Here is a 23,135-nt window from a genome sequence, read left to right as displayed (position 1 = left end):
CTACAATGTTTCTGTTGGCGCATCCTGACCCATTAAGTCTGGCTGTGATCCGCAACGAAAAGACGCGTATTAAAAAAGAAATCCTTGTCATCTCAATCATTTTCGCAAAATGATGTGTGACATGTAGCAGATACTTATCAGAGTGCGCATCGTTTAAGTTGAATGAATGGATAGGTGCGTTCAGAATAGAAGACAGTGGCTCCTAAAAGTAGAATATTCATGAAGAAAATCCTTTCTATCGCATTTACCTTTGCGCTCGCTGGCTGTTCCGGTGGAGCCAGTACGACTCAGATTTTGACTCAATCTATAGAAGAAGAAGTGTTCCCGACTCCCCAATCTTCTTCTATTCCTGCTCCTGCAAAAAAAGCAGAAATGAATTCAGCTAAACCCATGCCAAAACCTGCATCTAAAGCAACAATGGCAGAAAATCCGATGAAATCTAAGCCTGCGGTAATCGCTAAACCTGCAGTTAAAAAGCAACCGGCAACGAAAAAAATGGCGGCGATGAGCGGACAAAATTACACAATACAGGTCATCGCACTTAGCCATAATAAAGGCTTCAATGAATACATGAATAAGTTGCCTTCGGACAAACCCGTTTGGTCGAACAAAAAAATGGTCGATGGTTTGCCGTGGTATACCTTGTTGTATGGTGATTTTGACTCGAAAACTGACGCGAAGCATGCGCTAAGCGCTTTACCAAAAGACATTAAGCAGTATGGGCCCTTTATTCGCTCTTTTGCCTCGATTAAATCGTCAGCAAACCCTGAGATGAAGCCGCTCAATTAACATTTCCCAAACAATCAAAAAGAGAGCAAATGCTCTCTTTTTTCATATTGATATACGTGTGGTAGCCACAAGCGTCCTGTAACCGTCGGGAATACGACGAGTTTTTGCGCGATCACACAAAAATAGACAGATATTTGCTTTTCATTGGATGAAAGGGAGAAGGCGATTGTCTACTATAGGCGTCTCACCTTCCATGCGATGCACCGGATTGTGCAATTGAATTATGTTATCCCTGATCGAAGAATCAGGGCGAAGTAGGAATGGTCATGAACCCAACTCAAGTATTGCTGCTATGTGGCGGCGGTAGCGCTGAACATGAAGTGTCTCTCGTATCGGCGAACTATCTGGAATCAGAACTGACGTCATTACCCTCAGTGTCTGTTGTTCGCGTTGAAATCACAAAAGACGAAGGCTGGAAAGATAGCGAAGGCCAAGCTTGTCGGCTGAACTTAGATAAAACACTGACCGTTGGCGATAAAATTATTGCCATTGATTATGTGGTGCCTTGTATTCACGGTTACCCGGGCGAAACTGGTGATATCCAATCATTGCTTGAACTTGCTGGCTTGCCTTATATGGGGTGCGACCCTTCAGCCAGTATCGTTTGCTTCAATAAAATCACATCAAAATTGTGGTTTGATGCCATTGGTATCCCTAATACACCGTACGTGTTCTTGACTGAAAACAGTGCCGACAGTGTATTGAAAGCCGAAGAGGCGTTTGAACGCTGGGGGGCAATATTCGTTAAAGCGGCTTGCCAGGGCTCTTCTGTTGGCTGCTTTAAGGTGTCAGAAAAAGAATCGATCAAGGATGCTATCGAGCAGGCATTTACCTTTTCCAATCAAGTTTTGGTCGAGAAGGCTGTTCGCCCACGTGAGCTAGAAATTGCGGCGTATCATTTTAACGGAGAAGTCGTGGTGACTAATCCGGGTGAGATTCGTTGCCCTGAAGATACCTTCTATACCTATGACGAAAAATACAGCACGGCAAGTCACAGCTTAACAACGTTAGAGCCGGATAACCTGACTGACGAGCAAATCGCGAAGATGCGTGAATACGCGAAGAGAGCCTTTGTTCATTTGAAGTTAAAAGACTTGTCCCGGATTGATTTCTTTCTAACCACTGATGGCGAAGTGCTATTAAACGAAATCAATACCTTCCCAGGAATGACACCGATTTCTATGTTCCCGAAATTGGTCGAGCATAATGGACACACGTTCTCAGATTATCTGGCGAGCTGCATCCAAAGTGGTATCAACGGCGGTTAATCTTTCTCTATCTTGCGCTTGAACTGCTCCATAGCCTCGTTCTTTGCCTGCTTATTCCCCACATATTGAGCTGGCATAGCGGGGCTTTTCCATCTTCCTTGCTGTTGAATTTCCTTAATTGATTTACCTGAATCTGATAAATCCACACTGGCACCTACACGTGGAGATTGCCCTGAGAACGTCAGCGTGCTTTCTAAACCCAGCTCAGTGGCAGCACGTCGGAACACGCGGTAAATAGAGGAGTGATCCATCGGCAAGTCACCCAGCTGTTCATGCTTGTTGATGCGACGCAGCAACGGGCCATCGGCAATGCCGGATACTAAAAACCAATGATCAATCAGCTCACCTGCTTCCGGGCTGAGTTCGATACGCTGATCATCAACCACCAACATATAACCCTCTGCGTCTTTTTGTATCGAATGACAAGTCAATGCCGCGAGTTCGCTTCTTTTCAGCATACCCTCAAAGCACAGCGTCCAAATAAGTAGGTCGCGAATATCTTTCAATCGGTCGCTGCTTCCCAATTTCTGCTGTAATGCGTTCAAATGGGAAAGGTGAAACGCATTGGCCTGCGCGGCATCATCAGCTTTTTCTGAATACAGTCGATTAAGGGTAAATCGGACTTCTCTGTGGCGAGTAGGGTCAGGTAAACCATGAACACGGTGTAGTAGCGAAATAGTAATGACGTAGCGTTTGATACTGGATATTTTACGTGTTTTTGATCTGTGTTCAATGAAGCGTCTAACCGCCGTGACCGCCGCGGGGAGCGCAGAGACATTGACCTCTTTGCAATAATCGACAAAGGTTTGCCAGTCATTTTGAAAGCTAAGTACGGAGTTATGACTGTACAGATTCATCGTCAGAGATTTCCAGTGTGCCAAATCAACATGGCCAGCTTTAAATTGCATGATGCTTTGTTTGTTTTCTTCTGGATTTGCGATGGGTTCAATCTTTTTCATTCTATAGCGCACTATAACTTATCATTTGAATAGATCTATTATTCCACCTAATTGAGGTTTAAAGAAGAGGGATGATCACATAACCCTTTAATGAAATGTCAGTTTTTCTGGCGGGTCAAAGACGGAAACTTGGCACTTGCTGTTAATCTGGTCTAATTTACATAGTGAAACGCAATTTTGTTGCAGTTGTTTCTTTTATATGTAAATAGACAGAGGTGTCGCTGGTGAAAAAGCGCCTATACCATCGTGGTTATAACGTCGAATTGAACGACGAAAACAAAGAAGAATACAGTGCTCGAGTCGGGGGAAAGCGCATACTTGGTTCACTGCTGGGTGTTAAGCAATCCATCGATTGGTGGAGCGACACTAACATTTTGCGCTTGCCTGAAGAGTTTGATAAGCAAGACTTCGTTGATGCCAAAGAGAAAAAAATTGAAGAATATAAAGGCATTCAAATCATGAACGACTCTGAAGATGATGATAAGGCCTGGTATATGATCATCAAAGGGAATCTGCTAAAAGGTTCACTTCCAGCACTTAAGCAATTCGTAGATAAAAAAGTCGTTACTAAGACTTAACCACATCGCTATCAAGGCGTTATCGCCTTGTAATAAAATCATTTTTTTTGGGTCAAAATCACAATTATTGTCGTCAAATCCTGCTGTATTCATTAATATCCTCGCTATAAGAAAAAGCAATAATAGATACGGGAAACCAATGAAAAAGCGGTATTCACATCGTGGACATTCCATCGAGTGCAGAGATGATATCTATACATCACTCGTCGGTGGTAGAACAGTATCAGGAAGTATGCTGGGCATTAGACAGTGTATAGATTGGTGGTGTGACACGCGTATATTCCGCCGTCCGGCTGAATTTGAGCGTCAAACGTTCGGCACGTCACAAGCCCACTCAGCAGAAACGTATCGAGGTATTCAGATCATGAGTGATGAGAAGCAACCAGGCCTTTGGTACATTCTTGTTCGTGGTCAGCTTCTCAAAGGTCCATTGCCTAAAATTAAGCAGTATATCGACACTCACTCACTATCTCGTTGATTGCGAAATCACTATACGTGTTCAATCCCAAGACTTTTGATACCATACGCGCATTGTGACGCGTCAAAGAGTGGATTATGAAAAACGATAACAGCCGTTTGGTGTATTCGACAGAAACCGGGCGAATAAAGGAAGAAGTGCAAGCGCCTCAGCGTGATAAAGGCGATGGTATTGTCCGTATTCAACGCCAGACTAAAGGCCGAAAAGGAAAAGGTGTGTGTCTGGTGACTGGGCTAGATATGGATGACACTCAACTAAAGCTCGTTGCTGCGGATTTAAAGAAAGTGTGTGGCTGTGGTGGTGCAGTAAAAGATGGGATCATCGAGATTCAAGGCGACAAACGCGATCAAATCAAAGCGTACCTTGAGAAGAAAGGTCACACGGTAAAATTGGCTGGCGGTTGAATCATTGGCTGGCCGACTTTAAGAGCCAAGTTATACATGACGAACATAAAAAAGAGATGCCATTTGGCATCTCTTTTTTCGTTGTACCGCTTTAGTTAGAAATACTAAGTTTAGATAAACGAATTATGCTTTGTGACGCACGATAGCACCGCTTTGCAGGCGTGCTAGGTAGTCATTCATATCTGTTTTGATTTCAGGAACCAAACGGTACAGACCAATGATGTTAATCAGTGCCATGGCAAAGATCATCGCATCAGAGAAGTCGATAACCGGACCGAGGTTCATGGAAGCACCAATCACAACGAACACGCAGAATATAACCTTGAAGATCATTTCAGCGCGCAGGCTTTCACCAAACAGGTAAGTCCAAGCTTTCAGGCCGTAGTAAGACCAAGAAATCATGGTAGAGAAAGCGAACAAGATAACTGCAATCGCAAGAACATATGGGAACCAAGAGATAGCGCTACCAAATGCAGCAGAAGTCAGCGCAACACCTGTCAGTTCTTGTCCTGCATGAAGCTGACCCGTGATGATGATCACAAGGGCAGTCATGGTACAGATAACAACGGTATCGATGAACGGTTCAAGTAGAGATACAAAACCTTCTGACATGTGTTCATTGGTTTTTACCGCTGAGTGAGCAATTGCTGCAGAGCCTACACCGGCTTCGTTCGAGAACGCCGCACGTTTGAAGCCCTGAATCATTGCGCCGATAACACCGCCAGCAACACCCTCACCAGTAAACGCACCGTTGAAGATTGCAGCAAACGCGTCACCTACGTGGTTCAGGTTAAACAGAATAATAACCAGTGCAGCACCAACATAAACAACGGCCATCAATGGAACGACTTTCTCAGTCACTTTCGCAATTGACTTGATACCACCGATGATAACCACACCAACAATGATCGCCATGATCAGACCAAACAACCAGCCTTTATCCGCGAAGAAAGACATGTCGCCGCCAGTTACACCAACCACTTGTTTAAATGCTTGGTTTGCTTGGAACATGTTACCGCCACCCAAAGCACCGCCGACCGCACAAACTGAGAATAAAACGGCGAGGGTTCGACCAAGTGCTGGGTTACCACGTTTAGCAAGGCCCTTGCTCAGGTAGTACATTGGACCACCAGAAACAGAGCCATCCGGGTTTGTCTTACGGTATTTAACACCGAGAGCACACTCTACAAACTTGGTTGACATGCCGAGCAGACCAGCAAGAATCATCCAGAATGTTGCGCCTGCACCACCGATGGAAATAGCCACTGCGACACCTGCAATGTTACCTAGACCAACGGTTCCCGAGAGGGCGGTGGTAAGCGCCTGAAAGTGTGAGACTTCACCAGGTTCATTTGGATTGGTGTAGTCACCTTTTACGAGGCGAATAGCGTGGGCGAAACCGCGAAAGTTGATGAAGCCGAGATAGAGTGTGAATACGATTGCAGCAACTACAAGCCAGAGAACAATCCATGGCGCTTGTGCATCTACAAATGGTAGGGGGATGGTGGAGAAAATCATACCCACGAATGGGTTTACAATTGGCGCAACTATTTCATTGATTGCTTCGTCGATCCCTGCCGCAGAGGCTGAGCTCGCAAACAACGAAAGTCCAGCAGTCGTCATTATACGTTTCATTACCGAGTCCTTTTTCTTATTTTATATTGCTTTCAGTGTTACCCGACAGCAAGTGTGTTGCATACTTGTTAACAAGTATTGCGCTGCGGATTATTTCACGTATAAACATATTTGCAATATATTTCGACCCCAGCTTTTTTGCTTTTCTAATAGCTTATATAAGGCTCACACTTTTCTGATTTTATAATTATCAAATATTTCTTTACGCGAATTTTGTTGCTGTGCACGTTATTGGGCAATATATGCACCACAATGTATGCACGGATATATTCTCCGCTTGGCTGATGCCTCTAAGGTCTTGTTGTCATTGGCCTAGGTGTATTTTGGGTGAAATGTGTAAAATTTGAAGAGAGCATCGTAATTTTATTCTGAAAATACAAAGGCTAATTTCTCGCACTATTATTGTGCGGTGTGTATTGATTTTAAGACTAGATATAAATAATAGAAAATTAGCACTGTAATTAGAAAAGTACTACCCAGCAATTAATTAATAAATTCTCAAAAATGAGTCAAACGAAGCATAGGGTTTTAGTTCATCGCAAGTAAACTAATATTCAGTACAGCACGTTTGATATGGACACATTTCACTGCTTTATAGATATACATCACAATAAGAATATAAACCCAATATCAAGCCTATTCTAAGCATAATTAGTCAGTTGGTGGTATTCCTTTAATCATGATATTAATTGGAAAATTGAACTCGACATCAGGGCTATCGATAGCGGCATTTGCATTGGCGTGTGTTGTTGCTGCACTTGCGATTCGAGGTTACGCGGTATCTAACGAAAGCGCGCTGCACAGATACCTCCAAGTACTTCCTTCAATTGCGTTAGAGATGATAAAAGCACAGAGCTCCCTAGAAGCGTCTGATGGGAAAGTGCTTGTCGAAAGTCAAATTGCCATGCTTGAAGAGTCATTCGCCAAGCTGTTGACACGTCAGTCATCAAGCTTTGACCAGCGTCGATTGGCCATGAAAATTGAGATCCAAAGAAGCGAGCCTTCTAAAACGGAAAAGATTGATAGAGAATTGCATCGTTTTGGTTTTATTGAATGTGAACCCGAAGCCCACTTGGGATCGCAGATGACGACACTGATGGAACCCAGCCAGTTAACCTCAAAGCAACAACCGCAGTATCAAGTCACACTTTGCTATCTCAATCGTGATGGCTCAATACTCAAATCCAGTGCGTCATCGACAAAGTAGCGATAACGCACGGGTTTGAATTGATGGTAGATACCGGTGCTGATTGCGATAACGTTACGTCATTGCATCAAAGTAAGATACGAAGGTAAATCCTCAACAAACCGCTGTTGCACATCCAAATACGTTTTACGATAGATATCGTCAATCATTTCGGGTGCTGGGAATTTTGTTGAGAAATCCGTGTGCTTGATGTCTATGGTTATCTCCGCCGCACGTTGCATGTGGGCAATGAACATGCGCGGATCTTCTAAACCCACAGCAATGCGTAACGTAGTCAGTTTTATTCCTGCATCCTCTCGCGCTTTACCAGACAACTCTGAATGGGTAGTCATCGCAGGGCAAAGTGCAACCGTATTGGTTTGACCCAAGCTAACCTGCATGCCGATCGCGGGTTCTAGCATATCGAAGAATTGCTTAAATGCATGGGGATCAATAGCGGGACGACCTGCTGAGCCTTCCATATCAATGGTAAACAGTGCTGCAGGCAAACCTAAGCGCATGTTGGACTGCATGAGCGGATAGTTCGGGCTCTCTGGCAGTGCAGGGCATGACACATTGATATCCGGATGAAGGTCGAAAACTCTGGCCAGTGTCAGCGTATTGATGGTTTTTTGAAGTACACGCAGCTCGTAGGTTTTCATACCATTCAATACTTCAAACGCTTTATCCGCATCCAAAAATGCACCTTTGATGTAGTAAACATTCCAGAACAAGGTGTTATCCCATTTAACCGTGCGAGGCGTACCATTTGGCGAACTAGTAGTGACGCTGTCACCTTTAGGGATAAACATATCTTCGTTACGACCAATAACCACGCCAGCAGTTGTTGTTCCTGATCCAGCCAGTTCTTTGGTGTAAGAATGAATCACAAAATCAGGGCGTTCCATTGGGTCTTTACGTTTCAATACTGGATGCAGAAATGGCGTCCCGACCGTCGTATCTGCAACAATTACCCAGTCCCGCTCATGGGCGGCGCGACTAATGCCAGCAACATCCAACACAAAGCCATGAGGGTTGCATGGGCTTTCGAGGTAAACGTATATTTTACGACCTTCGCTGATGCGGTCTGCATATTTTTCAGCGGCAGCATCTAAGGCGTGTGCAAACGCAGCGGCGTCATAACCATCAACCCATTCAACCGCAACATCAAGGTTGGAGGACTTTCGATACCAGTCTTGAAGCAGTTGGTATGAACCACCGTAGATATTGCGGGATGCCAATACGATGTCTTCACGTCCGAGAAGATGGCTGAGTAGGCCGTCAATGGCGGCCATGCCTGAGTTAAAATTCCAAGCCAGATATTGATCCGCCATATCGCCAGCCTCAATGTCGACAATATGATTGGCAAGGCTAATGGACGTTGGGTTCAGCAGGCGTGAGTAGATCTCGTGTAATGGCTCTCTACCGTTAAACGCATCTTCTACCCATTCAGTACAAGCAAATAGATAGGTCGCTGTTCTTGTTATTACAGGGCTGGCGGAGAATATCGCTGCCACGTTATCAAAGATAGGGTAAGCGCCTTTCGCAGCAAAGTGCCCGTTCTTAGTGGCGATAGATTGGTAAGTCGCTCGCATGGGGTTTTGCAGATTATCGAGGATCTTCGCTAACTGAAATGACAAGAATCGTTTGGCATTAAACCAAGCAATGCGATCGTTGCGGTCGAGATCCGCCAAGCCATCCATCGTGATAGCCCAAAGGTCATGAGTATGGTGATTCGCGCGATACAATGTCGTAGCCAGCTCAACCAGCGCCTCACCAAACTCGGAGCGAGTATCAATACCGAAGTGCTGTGCCTGTTCGATTGCCAGCGCTTCCGCCTGTTCGTGTTTGGTCGTGTTGCGCAGTGGACTGAGTTGCGTCGCCTTCTTCATGCTCTCTCCGTTTAACAATCTATGTCCAATGTCATGCTCTTAACTTAGCAAAGGTGGAGAGCTGAAAAATTGCCATTTCTGCTTGTTAAATGTTAAATATTGGCAATATCTGCCAACTATAAAAATTTGTGCGCTATACCTTGATTGAATCATGGATAAATAAAAACAGGACTGCTATGGACATCAATCTCGATAACATCGATAAGAAGATTCTTAATGAACTGCAAATGGAAGGGCGCTTAACCAATCAAGAACTGTCAGACAGAGTGTCACTCTCTCCATCGCCTTGCTTACGTCGTGTTCGTGCTTTGGAAAAAAAAGGCATTATTACTGGTTATCATGCGGTGGTTGACCAGGAAAAATGTGGCTTACCGATTAACGTGTTTGTTTTAGTTAAACTCGAAAAACCGACCGAAGAAAACATGCTCAAATTTGAAGCATTGATTGATCATATGGATGAAGTGTTGGAGTGCTTCCTCATGACTGGCACCCATGACTATTTGCTGCATGTAGTGAGTGAATCACTGAAAACCTATGAGCGTTTCATCCGACGAGAACTCACACGCTTGCCCAACATTGCTGCCATTGAGTCCAGTTTTGCTTTTGGTCAGGTGAAGAAGCGTAGACGCTTACCTCTGTGACAACGTGTTAGCGTTTTAGCAGAGGAATACCAATGCGACATATGGCGCTTTACAATACGACAAATGGCGCTCATAATTTAACCATTGTCGAGAGAGGTGTTTATGTACGCACAGCAGTTGATGTCACTTGGTCTTGTTAAAAAAGGGCAGGTGGTTAACCAAGACACGGAGCTAGAGATAATCCGTCACGGTTTAACGGTGAAGCAAGCTCGTAAAGTCATGACAGAAATGGCCATGACCAGCGGGGAGTGGGTGTCATTGATTGGCCTGAGTCCACGAAGCCTTCAACGTAAAAGTGATACGGATTTACTCACGCCATCACAATCTGAAAAGACTCTCGCTATTCGTCGGGTTGTCGATCTGGCTATCGAATATTACGGCGACAAGCAAACCGCACTCGACTGGCTTAAAATGCCTCAAGTCGCGTTTGGCGGTAATGCCGCGGTTGATTATTTGGATACCAATACAGGCATTCAATACGTGGAGACCATTCTCAATCGACTCATGCATGGTATGACGGCGTAATGGAAGTTTTTCGATTATCGGTCAAGAAATTTGCCGATTTGAGTGGAATGGGGGGCATGTTTGGTTCTGGTCGGTGGCATCATAAAGGCCAGCCAATTCTTTATACTGCGGGATCTCGTTCATTGTCAGCACTTGAGCGTTTTGTGCATGAAAGCCCAGTGCAAATGCCAAACCTCGTGATGATGACTATCTATATTCCCGATGACCTGGCGATTCAACGCGCTAGCGAGCAAGAATTACCAACGGGCTGGGACGCAGTTCCTGATGCGGATGTTTCTCGAAATTATGGGACAGATTGGCTGCGAGACGGTAATACTGGCGTCATGCAACTTCCGTCAGCCATCATTGCCAGTGAATACAACTTCCTCATCAATCCCGTTCACCCAGACAGCACTAAAATAAAAGTCATCGATCAGCGTGATTTCTATTACGACAGTAGACTTAAGCGAATGATGCGATAGCAAATCCATGCTCATAAGGCTTATACAGTCAAAGACGCTTAGGGTGATGAAAGGCGTTAGTCTGTCAGCGTCGATAGAGCTTACAGTTGTGAATCATTTATATAGCAGCTAATTAAAAAGGCAGAATAGCGAGCCGTAAACTCAACCAATTCTGCCTGTAAATGGTGCCATTTATGAGTTGGAAAAATCAGTAAGCATGATGAATGCTTATTTTTTCAACAAATCCTTCAAATTGGCAAAAGGATTGTGAGTTGCAGACTGATGATCATCTTGTCCTGCTTTGATTTCTGTGCCGAATTGATGGTGATCGATGTATTTTGAATGCTCATGATCATGACAAAACAGACACAGTAACTCCCAGTTGCTGCCATCTGGCGGGTTATTAGTATGGTCATGGTCGACGTGGTGAACGGTGAGTTCACGCAAATTTGAGTAAACAAACTCTCGCGCACAGTGTCCGCATACCCATGGATACAGTTTCAGTGCTTTTTCTCGATAACCACTTTCTTGACGAGCATAGCTGGCACTGGTTCCGTAATAATCTGATGACATGTTGATTTCTTCTTATCTGTCTTTTAGCCTGCGAACAATATACCAAACAGCCACCCAGTTACCAATTTCCAAATCAAGGTTTTGCAAGAAGCACATCACATGTCTAGCGCCTTGACGAAGTCGAGCACTCCGCGCATCGCGCTAATAATTCCCAGAGTAAGAAGAAGCACCAGGAAATCCATTTCGTGGGAGGCTTCTTAATACGCTAGTAATTATATACTTTATGGTAAATAGACAGTTGCGTTCAATAGGCTAGATCCAATGAGAAAAGAGAGGACTTGATGGCATGAGGGAGGCACATTTCACGCTACCGCATATCTTATTTAACATAAGATACATAATGCGCACTGAGAGTGTAAGAGCAAAGTAGTAATGTCCGGTTTGAGCAATTTAAAAATGTCCTCTAGTTCTTGATGAACAATTCGCTTCTGTGGACATAAACTGATGCTGATACCTATAAGTGACCGAGACATTAATCGATTCAAAGTACTTCAAGATGTTCGAGAACGACGACTTCGACAAATCGATGCCGCAGCGATCCTAAACATTACGGCTCATCAGGTTCGCCTTTTACTCTTTCCATTCATGAATATGCAGGAACGAGCTTGTCCATGATAGATGAACAATGAATGGCAAATTCATCCTCGTTTCACTAAAGCGTTTTTACCATCCCAATAATCTTCGTCGCCTTTTCGAAGTGGTCGAGTTTGTGTTTCTGTATCCACCAGGTGGCGGCTTCCATGAGTAACTCTGGGTTGTCATTCTTGTTGGCAAAGAAGGCGTAGAAAGAGACGCTCACGTTCTCTCCTTTGGTTTGGATTTTTTTGTTGCAGACGTTGATAACTTTTTCACGCAGTGATTCTCTCATGAAATTTCTCCAAAGTTTGTGGTTAACGCGAAATACTGTACATAAACACAGTTGCAACTAAAAGTGTCACTTCTTGTTTATTTGATCGCGCGATCCTTCTTTGTTTTTGGGTGGCACGCTATAGTGAGCAAATCAAACCGCATAGGAGAATGTGAATGGCTGGAATTATGGCTTTAGACGTTTTGTTGTCTTCCATGAAGCCTGCGCTGATGGATGGCGAATATGTTTTTTGTGTTGTACCTGGCAAGCTCGAAGATTATATCGGCCTAACTCCTCTAGCGACCTTTCAGGAAAGCGAAGGGTTAACGTTATTACTTGATAAGTCGGTCGCTGAGTCAAAGGGGCTCACTTTTGACTGCGCGTTTAAACAGATCACATTGACAGTGCATTCCAGCTTGGAAGCGGTTGGTTTAACGGCTGCGGTGTCGACAAAGCTGGCAGAGAAAGGTATCAGTGCCAATGTGATTGCCGCTTATTATCACGACCATATCTTTGTTCAAGCGGAGGTCGCGCAACGTGCCCTCGCCGCTCTGCAAGAATTCAACGAACACTGATCGCGTAAGCTTCTCGCCTTTGCCTAACTGTGTACTTCCATGTTCATCGTTTGTGTCTTGATGCAGTGATGGGCTTACCGTTGTTCAGAACAACAAAGTATTTACCTTTAATGAACGCACCTAGCAAGGTTTGACTGCTGACATCACGCCATGACTCTGAGAATGCATTCCCTTCGTCGGTCGCCGCTGAGAAGCCGTGAATATCGGTTAATTGGACGGTTTGCTCATATTTAAGGGCATCACGGCTAACAAAGCCGCCAAATGGATAGTAAACAAGGCTACCGTCTTTGAGGTAAGCGGGGATCAGCGATGACCCGCCATGAATTTTTGCGTCATGTAGTACGACAGATTTGTCGTTATGTTGGTATCGAATCGCTGGCATAATTAATAGCACTGTATATACATACAGCCAATTCTAGTCGAAATGAAAACTACGGCAAGTGCCGTGACGAAGCCTCCTTACTCTATTGATATATCAACGGCACAAAGGCAGAGAAAGTAAATCGGCTTCAATAGGACTTCACTCTTTGACTCAGGGTCACTCAATAGATTGATTATGTGAGGTTCGTAGGGATTAGGTGCTATGTCTGATGTCTGCGCCCTTTGCTTTATTGCTATGGACACTGGCTTTGACCGTTAGGCAGAAAGGATCAGTGTTGATCGAGAAGCATGATGATGTCATCCAGCATGTCTTTTTCCCCTTGCTTGTTTCTTGGGTAATCAAGGTCGACACCAATATCTTTGGAGAACTTACGGTAGTACTTAGGGAGGTGCGAGAGGATGTAGTCAGAGCACTCGGGCTGCTTGTTATGTATGAAGTTACTGATGATACGCTCGTAGCCGGCAACAACATCGTGAACCCCGTTATTTTGAACGAAGAACTCGTTTTTGTTGTCTTCTAAAAACCGAATATATCGGTTTTCAGTGAGATATTTATCGAGCAGTGCTTGTCGAATACACGACAACACGATCTTCGATGCCCGCTTGGGCTTGATGTCACCGCTGTCACGCAATGAGTCGAGAATTCTTTGCTCGAGGTAGTCGTGATACTTCTCATTATTAAAGAAATCACTCCCTACACGCTCGAAGAACGTCTCGTATTTTTTTTTCTGAATCCAGCTCGTCAGAATCCATTTCATAGTCATATCAACGCAGTTATCACCCGTCGCTAACCTATCATTATTCAGATCAACAACATCGCTTCGATGGGAAAATTTGCGTTTTGTGCAGCATTTTTAGATGCCGCCAGGTAAGAGTGTACACATCATCGCCAAAATATGTGTGACTCTTCTCTCTTTTGATTTCCTATTAGTCAACCTAGAGTGCGTCTGGTTGAGTATATTTGCGATCGTCATCATGTGAATAGGTTGCGTTTTGCTATCTAATAGTTGTGACATATTTCTGAAACATAAATGAAATTTGGATGCTAGGAGTCATCATGACGACATTCACCCTCGGCCGAAAAACGATCATCAATGAGTGCTCGTTGGAATATGATTGGATTCGGCAGCAAGTGGCAGAAGGGACAGAAAGTGGGCTCATCATATCCGCGATACAGCGCTGCTTTGGTGGTGATGAAGAAACCGCGGGATTATTTTTTGATATTGCGATTGGAGAAAGTTCGCCAGGTATATTACTTGCTCATCTCAGCATGATAGGTTGGACAGCACATAGGGAATATGATGCCTACTCTGAGCCGCGTGATGCTTATTCGGCGTAATATAATATGAGTGATTCTGCTTTGTCAGCGTTAGCTTTTGATGATTGACAGAAAGATAAATAATCGCGTGGACAGCGCATTGTGCCCTGTCCACAGGTGTTCAATGTCAATGATGACCGTATGGTCTCAATTACTGTTTGAACAGTGCCATCACCATCGGCACAACTTCAATCCACACAAACACACCAATACCCACCCAAACAGCCAGCCAGAACAAACGGCCTAACCACGTATTGCGTGAGTGATAGCGGGCAGGATCTGGCTCTCCACATCCTGTACAAGCAAGTGCGCGCTTGGAGACTTGTTTTTCACAAACAGGGCAAGCAATTAATGGCATGGTAACTCTCTTCCTTCAGTAGTTATTTTATTTTCTGCAATGGTATTACGTCGCGACCATTCGCTCTAGCGCTTTTCGGCAAAATTATTTGGAAATCCCCTGCTGATGACCAGTAAACAACGAACAAGCATGAGATAAGCAGATTTCTCATTTTGAGAAACTAATCTCATCTGTTCCTCATTACGGCTGTCATTTTAGGAAACCTGATATCGTCTAGACTCAACTGAAACAGAAAAACACATAACTATCAATATATTGAAATATGGCATGGTTGTTGTAGTAAGAGAGAACCTCTGCATTGTTGGGTAGCACTTATGCGCAAATATCTATTGCTATTGTCTCTTGCTGTGTTCTTCTCGCTTGAAGCGCATGCTGATGTGCCTTTTGATACTTGCCCTAGTCAGGCATTTTTGTTCCAGAGTTCCCCGAGTAAATTGTACGGCGTGAATCTCGCGACTGGCGGGTACTCAGAACTCGCTGCAACGACTGGCTTAAATACACATATTAATGCGGTAGGCTTTAACGATACTGACAGATACATATATGGTTTTGACTACGATAACGTGAATGTCATCCGTATCGGTAAGAATTATGCGGGTGAACAACTCTCAGTGTCAGGGCTCCCGGAAGGCCAGCGCTTTATCAGTGGTGACGTGCATGACAACGTGTACTACTTGCATCAAAGAGCACTGGGCCTTTTCAAAATTGACCTTTCACCTCTGCTAACAGACTCCTCCTCCACACTGATAGCAGAAGCGATCGAGTCTAACTTGGGGACGTTAAGGGCATCAGACGTTGCAATCAACCCCATTGATGGGAAGCTCTATGCGGTTGATAACCCCAGCTATGACCTTTATCAAGTCGATTTATCTACCGGAAACGCAGAGGTCGTCACTAATATGTCCACTGATATTGGTGTGCCATCGGGCGGATTTGGCGCCATATATTTTGATGTGAATGGCAACCTTTACCTGTCACGAAATACGGATGGAAAAATTTTCCGGGTCGATTTGTCTGATGAAGATGAAATCGCCTCTGGAGATGTTGCTGTCGAGCACTTTGCTGACGGCCCTGCTTCCGCCCAAAACGATGGCGCACGTTGTGCCAACGCCCCTATTGTCGACGAAGATTCCACGATAGATTTCGGCGACGCGCCTGATAGCTATCTAACGTTGCTTGCCTCGAATGGTCCTCGTCATGAAATCAATACAGGCTATTACCTAGGTGCTATCGCACCAGACAGCGAAGGTGACGGCTTTATCTCACCACTTGATGACAATAAAGCAGGTTTTGCCGACGAAGACGGTGTTGGTTTTGTGACGACACTAGAAGCTGGCAATACCGCTATTGTGAGTGTTCAAGCGTCTACAACAGGTTATTTATCAGCATGGATTGATTGGAACCAAGACGGTGACTTTGAAGACCTTAACGAAAAAATTATTTCAGATAATTTGTTAAGCGCAGGCACCAATGCTCTAAGCATTGCTGTGCCTGTAGATGCAGTTATCGGTTCAACCTGGTCGCGTTTTCGTTTCGCTGAAACCAGCGGGTTAAATTTCTATGGTGGCGCAACAACAGGTGAAGTGGAAGACCACCCAATTACGGTTATGGAAGACGGTTCATCACTACGTTATTACCCAAGTTCAAGTGGTTACGCCACAGTAGCGTATGAAGATAATTGGCCCAAAGAAGGCGATTATGACATGAACGATGTGGTTATTCGTTTTCGCGTAACTGAAACCCTTGACGAAAATGACAAAATAACCCGAGTGCTCATTCAAGGCTATCTTGCTGCTTACGGTGCGGGCTATCACAATGGGTTTGCCTTTCGGCTTGGCGGTTTGAGTCGCACAGACATTAATGCCGCAACCACCTTAACGCACAATGCGGTAGTACAAGAACATAATGGCCTTGAACTCGATGCCAATGAAGCCATTTTCATTGTGTCTGATGATTTGAAGCAAAAACTCCCTTCAGGCTGCATGTATTACCGAACAGCACAACACTGTCATGAAGCCATCTCTTTTGAATTTGAAATTGATGTGTACTTTGACGAAAGCGTTGATACCAGTTCACTCATGTCTATGCCATATGACCCCTTTGTGTTCGCAACCCCCGGTGCGTATGTTCGTGATGGGCTTTGGTATAACCCTGGGCGCGGCCTTGAGATTCATTTAGCCGATCAGGAGCCTACAGAAAAGTTTGACACATATTGGTACGGTTGGTGGTCTGATTCGAGTGACCCAGGCAGTGACCGTTACTTTAAAACATCATCTAACCACCCTTGGGCGTTGCTCATTACGGACCAATGGAGTTGGCCACGAGAGCATGTTGACTTAGTTGACGCCTACGCTGAGTTTGCTGGGTATGCGGAGTCCGCAGGTAACAACAACGTTAATTGGTATCTCTTAGAGAAAGCCACCACTGATAAAACCTTTGCGCCTGAGGATTAATCCCCATGAATAGACTTCTTTCAATAACATCATTAATTACCCTGCTGACAGCGTGTGGCGGAGGTGGTGACGGCGGTGATGCAGTATCGGTCACTACAACAGATGACAGCGGTGCTTTTGAAAATCCTATTGCCGCGGGTACGCTAGAAGACGCTAACGAACCCGAGACACTGGGCATGCAGGTCGACAACTCGGGCGGGCTCGCAAACATTCCCACTACCGTCTCGAGTTCTGCAACGTCAATGAGTGCCACTGTCGTCCCCGATGGCTTCTCCTACAACCCAGTGCTTGAACAACTTTTTGTGGTCGATATTCGTGGTTATTCTGTATCTCCCGCTTACATCACGGTATATGGAGACTTCACAGAAAATGATGATGGTACATTTACCGCCCATTACAACAGTCAGATTGTTGCTGCATCATTAGAAAACGGGCAAACCACATTGAACTACGTGTCTTCTGATTCGCAATTCTATGTACTTGCTGAGGTTTGGTTCTACGATGGCACCAATCCGGTTCAAAAACGCATTCCTAATACAGAATCGAGTTGGGTGTGGTAACTCAGCATCATTATATAGACCTCAAATGGGATGAGTGACTGGCTGTACATGGTGATTAAAAGTATCTAGGTATCAGAGATTTGGCGCTTTTCCCAGCGAGATATCGCGTTATGAGCCCTATTTTTATTATTGTCACACTGACACAAACGGCTAATTTTAGGGATATTCACATCAACACAGGTATAAAGTTAATCTCGGTTCGGATGATAGATTAACACTATCAACAATAAGTTATAGTGCGTTAAATGGTATAAAAAAGAGCAGTACACTGCTCTCTTGATGTAGGCATGTGATATTAATCTCCGAAATCATGGACGCCTAATTTGAGGACATCTGAAGCGTCAACCCACGCAACTTGTCCGCAAACAGTGCAGGTGCACTCCGATGCCTCAGCAAAACGCTCATCCATCGGTGGGGCTGTTAAGGCACGAATAGCAGGATCATGGTGTGCTTGCTCTCGCACTTCATGCCCTGTTTCCGCTTCACAATTTTCGCAATACCACATATGTACACTCATCGCTTTCTCCTTGGGTGTTATCTCCTTTATCGCGGTGAGTGTAATTTCATATTGGCTCCAATTTTTGATGCATTTTTGAGACAAATGCAAATTCGTTTTTTGACGTGGCAATGACAACGCACTCTCCCCCTTAAAGTGAGCGAAGACATTGGTACTTGCATAGGAGAGGAACAATAAACTAACTGGCGTTAGTGGCGAAGAGTATTAGGGCCTTTCACTTGAGATGACGGGCAAGTTACCGAACCAAACGCACAGAACACGCAGCAGCAAGCATCTTGAGCGACCAATGCTTCATGGCAGCTCTCACACTCATAGTGCTTCTTAGGCGCGTCAATTGGCATCATTTCGGTTTTCGTGTGCCCACAAAATGGGCATGTGATATCTGACTTTAGAATGACTTTCATCTTATGTGTCTATCCTTTACCTCAATGCACACGTCATCATTTAAGCGTGGAACATGCATCCAATGATTGCCAGCCAGTATGGCAATATTCCCGCTATTAATTGGCAGATTATCGCCTGAATAAGAAAAAGCCCCGCGAGTGCGAGGCTTAAGAGGCTTCATCCAACCTGTAAATTTCCGTAGAGGGTTTGATAAACCCCCTCTTCTTTGACCAGCTCTTGGTGATTGCCGCTTTGTGCGACTTTGCCATCTTCCAACACGTAAATCAGATCGGCCTGTTTCACAGCAGATAAGCGGTGAGCCACAATCAAGGTCGTGCGACCTTGCAGGAAGTTATTCAAAGCATCATGCAATGCTGCTTCTGTTGCAGTATCCAATGCTGATGTGGCTTCATCCAGAATCACGAGCTTTGGATTGGTGAGTATCATGCGGGCGATAGCCAAACGCTGACGTTGACCGCCAGACAATTTCAGACCTTGTCGTCCGAGTTGGGACGATAGCCCATCATCTAATCGTTCAACCACATCGCTTAGTTGCGCAATTTCTAGTGACTTCCACAGCTGCTCATCGGAGAAATCTGTACGCCCTAACGTCAGGTTCTCTCGTAACGTATCATTGAATATCACAGGCTGCTGCAGCACAACGGCCGTATGTTGGCGCAAGGTTTCATAACCCACGTCTTCGACACGCTGACCATTGATCATGATGTCACCGTCGGTCTTGCGGTAAAGCCCAAGCAAGAGCTGTATTAACGTAGATTTACCGCCGCCTGACGCGCCAACTAATGCAACACGTTTACCAGCAGGAATCGCCAACGACAATCCATTCAAAATGGTTTTTTCACTGTTGTAACCGAACGTCAAATCACGGCATTCCACACCAAAGGTGTCGAGACCCGCTAGAGGGTCTTTCTCAGACGCGCTCTTAGGTTCTTCTTCGAGCGCTAGCAGACCATTGAGTCGTTTCATTGCGGCTGATGCACTAAACCAAGCGTACTGAATGCCTAACAGTTCTTGAATCGGACCCAGCATAAACCAGAGATAACCGAATACTGCGAAAATTTGACCAATAGACAGATCACTAAACAGCACCATGAGCATGGCTGCTGCTCGGAACAACTCAAAACCGATCAAGAACATCAGGAATGACACACGACTTGCCGCTTCTGATTGCCACGCATACTTATCGGCGTCGTGACGAATAGACTCCGCATCGCCTTTCAGTACATCCAGATACGCTCGCTCACGGTTAGCGGCGCGAAGCTGATAGATGCCATCCAAGGTTTCAACTAAACGTGTCTGAAAACGTTCAAAAGATTGGTTTTCGGCCTTTTTAAGATGCTTAACGCGCTGACCCATTTTGCGTGACAGGAAAATCACCAACGGATTCACAAGAAGAATAAAAAGCCCCAGCGCCCAATCGAGCCACAGCAAAATCACGGCCGTACCGAATACGGTCAGTACGCCAACTACAAATCGGCTCAGGCTGTTTCCGATGAAGGAATCGATGGTTTCGATATCCGTGACCAGATGCGAGCTTACCCCGCCGCTGCCACGTTCTTCGAACTCCTTCATGCTGACACGACCGAGCTTATCGAGTAGCTGCTGTCGAATGAAACAAGTGATCGACTTTGACACCAAAGTAAACTGACGGCTTTGCCAGATGTTCAGTGCTTGGCTTGCCACACGCATGACAATGACCAATAACAACACCATGACGATATAACTAGCGGGCTGCTGCAAAGACTCAGGCAATAAGTTGTTAAAAAATGCAACGCCTTGAGCGGGCTTGTTAAGCAGAACCTCATCAACCATCAATGGCATAAACAGCGGAATAGGCACACTGATCAATGTGGCGCATACCGCGATCAAATTGGCTGCAATAAGTTGCTTCTTATGCTGTTTCGCTTGGTCAATTAACCATTGCGTCGACAGCGTTGTTAAAACTCCATTACTCACTGTGTCTCCAAACTTTTCATTTTTGTTGTTCTTTTGTGGTTTCTATTTGAGTGTAACCGAAAACACCCCAGCATTGCCGGGGTGTTTTTCTGGACGTTACTAAAGATTACGCATTATTAGAAAACGTATTCAGCCTCTAACCCCCAATTACGTCCTGGTTGGCTACGGCGATCAATTCCCGACTCATCTTTATCGAAGCCTGCAAGATCTTCATAGTCCCAATACTCTTTATCAAAGACGTTAAAGATACCGGCACGCACCGTTAAATCAGACATAGGACGATAAAACGCCGTGACATCCGTGACACCGTAACCTGCAGCGTTGACGTTATCTACGTTGTTGGCATTGCTCCAATCTGAGCCAGATTTGCCCGCAACCGTTTTAAGTGAAACCTTACCGCCATAAGTGTCTTCAGGGTTCGAATAACCCAACGCAATGTACGCGGTTAAAGGTGCGACCGTGTCTATTGCTTCGCCATTGGTTTTGTTTTCACCTTTAGCATAAGCAATGCTCATGTCTGAATACATCCCCATTGGCGCGCCCACTAAGTAGTCCAGCGCAAGTTGCGCTTTGAACTCGGCGCCGTAGATTTCAGCACGACCAATGTTTTCGGTCGTCCACACTTCTTTTCCGTCTGGGCCGTTTGCGTCAACTAATCGGTTCTCAATGAAGTTTTTGTAGTCATTGAAAAACACTGCGGCGTCGAAGCGTCCATAAGGCTGCTTCAGGCGCAGACCAGTTTCGTATGAAATACTTTCTTCTGCTTCAAGATCCTGGTTAGGAATGAAGGTCGCACCTGTGTCGTAAAAGTAGTAGAGATCTTGTAGCGTTGGCGCTTTGAATCCCTGACTGATTTGCGCAAAAGTACTGAACGACTCCGTCCAGTGGTAAACCGTGCCTAGACGTCCCGTAAATGCGTGGTTATCCGCGTCAGCATAGGTGCTGTTACCTTTCGGACTCGCGCTGAAACTGTCATAACGAAGGCCGGCATTAAGAACAAGGGCTTCATTCATTAAGAACATCTGATCCTGTACAAACACACCCCATTTACGAGATTCAGCATTCGGCACTTCTGGAGTGGCATCCGTGACCAAACCGGTATCAAGATCGATGTTGTTGTAGTTCAGGTTAAATTCATTGGCGACATAATTCGCGCCGTAAACGACTTCGTGATAACTGCTTTCAAGTTCAAAGGCTTTATTAAACTGAATATCTGCCTGCCATGCCTCGTCTTCACCGATACGTTGACGATTTCGGTTTGAAACTGTGGTGCCAAATGGTGTGGTTTTAGTCAAGGTATCAGTATTATCGTGCTGAGATTCTGATTTTAGATACGCAACTCGCCATTCCAATGAATCAAAGCCTTGGTTATTCGCTTGCCACTGGTGCTCAACGCTATAACGCTGGCGTGAATCTTCATCAGAGGCGCGGGTATTCGAGTAAGCGTAAATATAGGGCCCAAACGCGATCACATCACCTTCATCTGAAAGTCGGTCAACGTCTTGCTCTCGGTTAAAATGCTCAACCGTCACACCAATACGGTGCGCGTCATTAAGTTGGTAATACGCTTTAGCTAACACGTTATCTGAGTTGAAATCCACCGGATCTGCCGCCCCACGATCAGGACCATTAATATCTGGGCCGCCGTAAGTTTGGGTTTCATGACCATCTCGATGGGTGAATATCAACAAGGTTTCCAGATCGCCAGTACGGTTCGCCAATGTCGCTGTGGCTTTGTAGCTTTCATCAGCACTGAAATAGCCGCCTTTGACGGAAGCATAAGAGTCATCACCCTCACCTTCCAGTAAGTCGTCTGGATTTTTGGTACGAATGATCACGGCACCAGCCAATGCATCACTGCCATATAGGCTGGAAACTGGGCCTTTGTTGATTTCAACGCGCTGGAGGGTATCGGTTTCTAACGTGTTGTTGTATTTGCGCATGACGTCTGCGCCTGGGTTATAGGTGCCAGGTAATTCAACGCCATCCACAATGGTTTTGACGTAGTTTTCGTCGCGACCACGAATATTGAAGCCTGTTAAACCGAATCGACCATTGCCGGCCATAGACACACCCGGCTCAGCATCAACCGCTTGTTTCATATTTTGTGACAAGCTTTCTTCGAGATCTTCGCTGGTTACCACATCGACTGAAGCAGCGATATCACCGATTTTTTGCTCACTTCGGGTTGCAGATACAACCACTTCGTCAAAGGTATACACATCCTGTGCTGATGCACTTCCGGCGCAGAATATCCCCACCAAAAGCGCCAGCTTGTTTTTCTTGATTGTCATGATATTTACTCTAAAAAAAGGCAATAGGAAGCCGCTCACACTGGCCTCAGCGCAAAATTATTATTTTTATGTGAAATTTGGCTCTATGCCCGAATAACTCAGA

The 23,135-nt window shown here is 45.1% G+C and carries 25 protein-coding genes; 13 read left to right on the top strand and 12 right to left on the bottom strand.

The window, feature by feature from the left end; genetic code table 11:
* The first annotated feature begins 219 nt into the window (after positions 1-219).
* Both ACED36_RS00435 and ACED36_RS00430 read left to right on the top strand, forming a co-directional pair.
* Positions 220-789 (top strand): SPOR domain-containing protein, encoded by a 570-nt coding sequence (locus tag ACED36_RS00435; RefSeq protein ID WP_016958706.1) that lies wholly within the window; start codon positions 220-222, stop codon positions 787-789.
* A 266-nt stretch (positions 790-1,055) separates the two neighbouring features.
* Positions 1,056-2,057, top strand: coding sequence for a D-alanine--D-alanine ligase (locus tag ACED36_RS00430; RefSeq protein ID WP_017005547.1), 1,002 nt, complete (start codon positions 1,056-1,058; stop codon positions 2,055-2,057).
* Here ACED36_RS00430 and ACED36_RS00425 read toward each other — a convergent pair.
* Positions 2,054-3,016 carry a tyrosine-type recombinase/integrase gene (locus tag ACED36_RS00425; protein ID WP_017003485.1) on the bottom strand — a complete coding sequence of 321 codons (963 nt, stop codon included), beginning with the start codon at positions 3,014-3,016 and terminating at the stop codon, positions 2,054-2,056. The genes ACED36_RS00430 and ACED36_RS00425 overlap by 4 nt on opposite strands.
* A gap of 224 nt (positions 3,017-3,240) precedes the next feature.
* On the opposite strand from ACED36_RS00425, the gene ACED36_RS00420 reads away from it, so the two are divergent.
* From ACED36_RS00420 to yciH, 3 genes are all read left to right on the top strand, one after another.
* The gene (locus ACED36_RS00420) at positions 3,241-3,594 is read left to right on the top strand and encodes a DUF3319 domain-containing protein (protein ID WP_016958709.1); all 354 of its coding nucleotides are present in this window, start codon (positions 3,241-3,243) and stop codon (positions 3,592-3,594) included.
* A 139-nt stretch (positions 3,595-3,733) separates the two neighbouring features.
* Positions 3,734-4,072 carry a DUF3319 domain-containing protein gene (locus tag ACED36_RS00415; RefSeq protein WP_371732548.1) on the top strand — a complete coding sequence of 113 codons (339 nt, stop codon included), beginning with the start codon at positions 3,734-3,736 and terminating at the stop codon, positions 4,070-4,072.
* Positions 4,073-4,149: 77 nt separating this feature from the next.
* Positions 4,150-4,476, top strand: a complete 327-nt coding sequence (gene yciH, locus ACED36_RS00410; protein WP_016958711.1) for a stress response translation initiation inhibitor YciH — start codon at positions 4,150-4,152, stop codon at positions 4,474-4,476.
* A gap of 123 nt (positions 4,477-4,599) precedes the next feature.
* Here the strand turns inward: yciH and ACED36_RS00405 are convergent, their stop codons facing one another.
* Positions 4,600-6,111 (bottom strand): sodium:alanine symporter family protein, encoded by a 1,512-nt coding sequence (locus tag ACED36_RS00405; protein ID WP_016958712.1) that lies wholly within the window; start codon positions 6,109-6,111, stop codon positions 4,600-4,602.
* Between the two features lie 679 nt (positions 6,112-6,790).
* On the opposite strand from ACED36_RS00405, the gene ACED36_RS00400 reads away from it, so the two are divergent.
* Positions 6,791-7,318 (top strand): hypothetical protein, encoded by a 528-nt coding sequence (locus tag ACED36_RS00400; protein ID WP_371732547.1) that lies wholly within the window; start codon positions 6,791-6,793, stop codon positions 7,316-7,318.
* 59 nt (positions 7,319-7,377) lie between these two features.
* Here the strand turns inward: ACED36_RS00400 and ACED36_RS00395 are convergent, their stop codons facing one another.
* Positions 7,378-9,189, bottom strand: a complete 1,812-nt coding sequence (locus tag ACED36_RS00395; RefSeq protein ID WP_016958714.1) for a PLP-dependent transferase — start codon at positions 9,187-9,189, stop codon at positions 7,378-7,380.
* A gap of 176 nt (positions 9,190-9,365) precedes the next feature.
* On the opposite strand from ACED36_RS00395, the gene ACED36_RS00390 reads away from it, so the two are divergent.
* From ACED36_RS00390 to ACED36_RS00380, 3 genes are all read left to right on the top strand, one after another.
* Positions 9,366-9,830, top strand: coding sequence for an Lrp/AsnC family transcriptional regulator (locus ACED36_RS00390; RefSeq protein WP_016958715.1), 465 nt, complete (start codon positions 9,366-9,368; stop codon positions 9,828-9,830).
* A 102-nt stretch (positions 9,831-9,932) separates the two neighbouring features.
* Positions 9,933-10,355 carry an antitoxin Xre/MbcA/ParS toxin-binding domain-containing protein gene (locus ACED36_RS00385; protein ID WP_016958716.1) on the top strand — a complete coding sequence of 141 codons (423 nt, stop codon included), beginning with the start codon at positions 9,933-9,935 and terminating at the stop codon, positions 10,353-10,355.
* Positions 10,355-10,816 carry an RES family NAD+ phosphorylase gene (locus tag ACED36_RS00380; protein WP_017003487.1) on the top strand — a complete coding sequence of 154 codons (462 nt, stop codon included), beginning with the start codon at positions 10,355-10,357 and terminating at the stop codon, positions 10,814-10,816. The genes ACED36_RS00385 and ACED36_RS00380 overlap by 1 nt, the downstream gene beginning before the upstream one ends.
* A 207-nt stretch (positions 10,817-11,023) precedes the next feature.
* Here the strand turns inward: ACED36_RS00380 and ACED36_RS00375 are convergent, their stop codons facing one another.
* Entirely contained in the window at positions 11,024-11,368 is a 345-nt protein-coding gene (locus ACED36_RS00375; protein WP_016958718.1) for a YajD family HNH nuclease, read from the bottom strand.
* 652 nt (positions 11,369-12,020) lie between these two features.
* Positions 12,021-12,236: a DUF6500 family protein gene (locus ACED36_RS00370; RefSeq protein ID WP_016958719.1), complete on the bottom strand. Its 216-nt coding sequence runs from the start codon at positions 12,234-12,236 to the stop codon at positions 12,021-12,023.
* A gap of 155 nt (positions 12,237-12,391) precedes the next feature.
* Here ACED36_RS00370 and ACED36_RS00365 point away from each other — a divergent pair, with 155 nt between their 5' ends.
* On the top strand, positions 12,392-12,790 hold the full coding sequence (locus tag ACED36_RS00365; protein WP_016958720.1) for an ACT domain-containing protein: 399 nt from the start codon (positions 12,392-12,394) through the stop codon (positions 12,788-12,790).
* A gap of 43 nt (positions 12,791-12,833) precedes the next feature.
* On the opposite strand, the gene ACED36_RS00360 is transcribed toward ACED36_RS00365, so the two are convergent.
* On the bottom strand, positions 12,834-13,172 hold the full coding sequence (locus ACED36_RS00360) for a hypothetical protein (RefSeq protein WP_371732546.1): 339 nt from the start codon (positions 13,170-13,172) through the stop codon (positions 12,834-12,836).
* Positions 13,173-13,440: 268 nt separating this feature from the next.
* A complete protein-coding gene (locus ACED36_RS00355; RefSeq protein WP_371732545.1) occupies positions 13,441-13,929 on the bottom strand; it encodes a hypothetical protein in 489 nt (162 codons plus the stop codon).
* A 299-nt stretch (positions 13,930-14,228) separates the two neighbouring features.
* Between ACED36_RS00355 and ACED36_RS00350 the strand changes: the two genes are divergently transcribed.
* A complete protein-coding gene (locus tag ACED36_RS00350) occupies positions 14,229-14,510 on the top strand; it encodes a hypothetical protein (RefSeq protein WP_371732544.1) in 282 nt (93 codons plus the stop codon).
* Between the two features lie 130 nt (positions 14,511-14,640).
* On the opposite strand, the gene ACED36_RS00345 is transcribed toward ACED36_RS00350, so the two are convergent.
* Positions 14,641-14,847, bottom strand: coding sequence for a hypothetical protein (locus ACED36_RS00345; RefSeq protein WP_016958724.1), 207 nt, complete (start codon positions 14,845-14,847; stop codon positions 14,641-14,643).
* A 314-nt stretch (positions 14,848-15,161) separates the two neighbouring features.
* Here ACED36_RS00345 and ACED36_RS00340 point away from each other — a divergent pair, with 314 nt between their 5' ends.
* Positions 15,162-17,300: an LruC domain-containing protein gene (locus ACED36_RS00340; RefSeq protein WP_371732543.1), complete on the top strand. Its 2,139-nt coding sequence runs from the start codon at positions 15,162-15,164 to the stop codon at positions 17,298-17,300.
* A gap of 5 nt (positions 17,301-17,305) precedes the next feature.
* A complete protein-coding gene (locus tag ACED36_RS00335; protein ID WP_371732542.1) occupies positions 17,306-17,860 on the top strand; it encodes a hypothetical protein in 555 nt (184 codons plus the stop codon).
* 295 nt (positions 17,861-18,155) lie between these two features.
* On the opposite strand, the gene ACED36_RS00330 is transcribed toward ACED36_RS00335, so the two are convergent.
* The 4 genes from ACED36_RS00330 to ACED36_RS00315 form a co-directional block, all read right to left on the bottom strand.
* Positions 18,156-18,377 (bottom strand): hypothetical protein, encoded by a 222-nt coding sequence (locus ACED36_RS00330; protein WP_016958727.1) that lies wholly within the window; start codon positions 18,375-18,377, stop codon positions 18,156-18,158.
* Between the two features lie 188 nt (positions 18,378-18,565).
* Positions 18,566-18,781: a GDCCVxC domain-containing (seleno)protein gene (locus ACED36_RS00325; protein ID WP_016958728.1), complete on the bottom strand. Its 216-nt coding sequence runs from the start codon at positions 18,779-18,781 to the stop codon at positions 18,566-18,568.
* A gap of 157 nt (positions 18,782-18,938) precedes the next feature.
* Positions 18,939-20,738 carry an ABC transporter ATP-binding protein gene (locus ACED36_RS00320; protein ID WP_016958730.1) on the bottom strand — a complete coding sequence of 600 codons (1,800 nt, stop codon included), beginning with the start codon at positions 20,736-20,738 and terminating at the stop codon, positions 18,939-18,941.
* Between the two features lie 116 nt (positions 20,739-20,854).
* Positions 20,855-23,032, bottom strand: a complete 2,178-nt coding sequence (locus tag ACED36_RS00315; protein WP_016958731.1) for a TonB-dependent hemoglobin/transferrin/lactoferrin family receptor — start codon at positions 23,030-23,032, stop codon at positions 20,855-20,857.
* Between the last annotated feature and the right edge of the window lie 103 nt (positions 23,033-23,135).

The organism is Enterovibrio sp. FF113 (assembly GCF_041439165.1).
In the GTDB taxonomy this organism is placed as follows: domain Bacteria; phylum Pseudomonadota; class Gammaproteobacteria; order Enterobacterales; family Vibrionaceae; genus Enterovibrio; species Enterovibrio norvegicus_A.
This window is presented reverse-complemented; position numbering and strand designations above follow the sequence as displayed.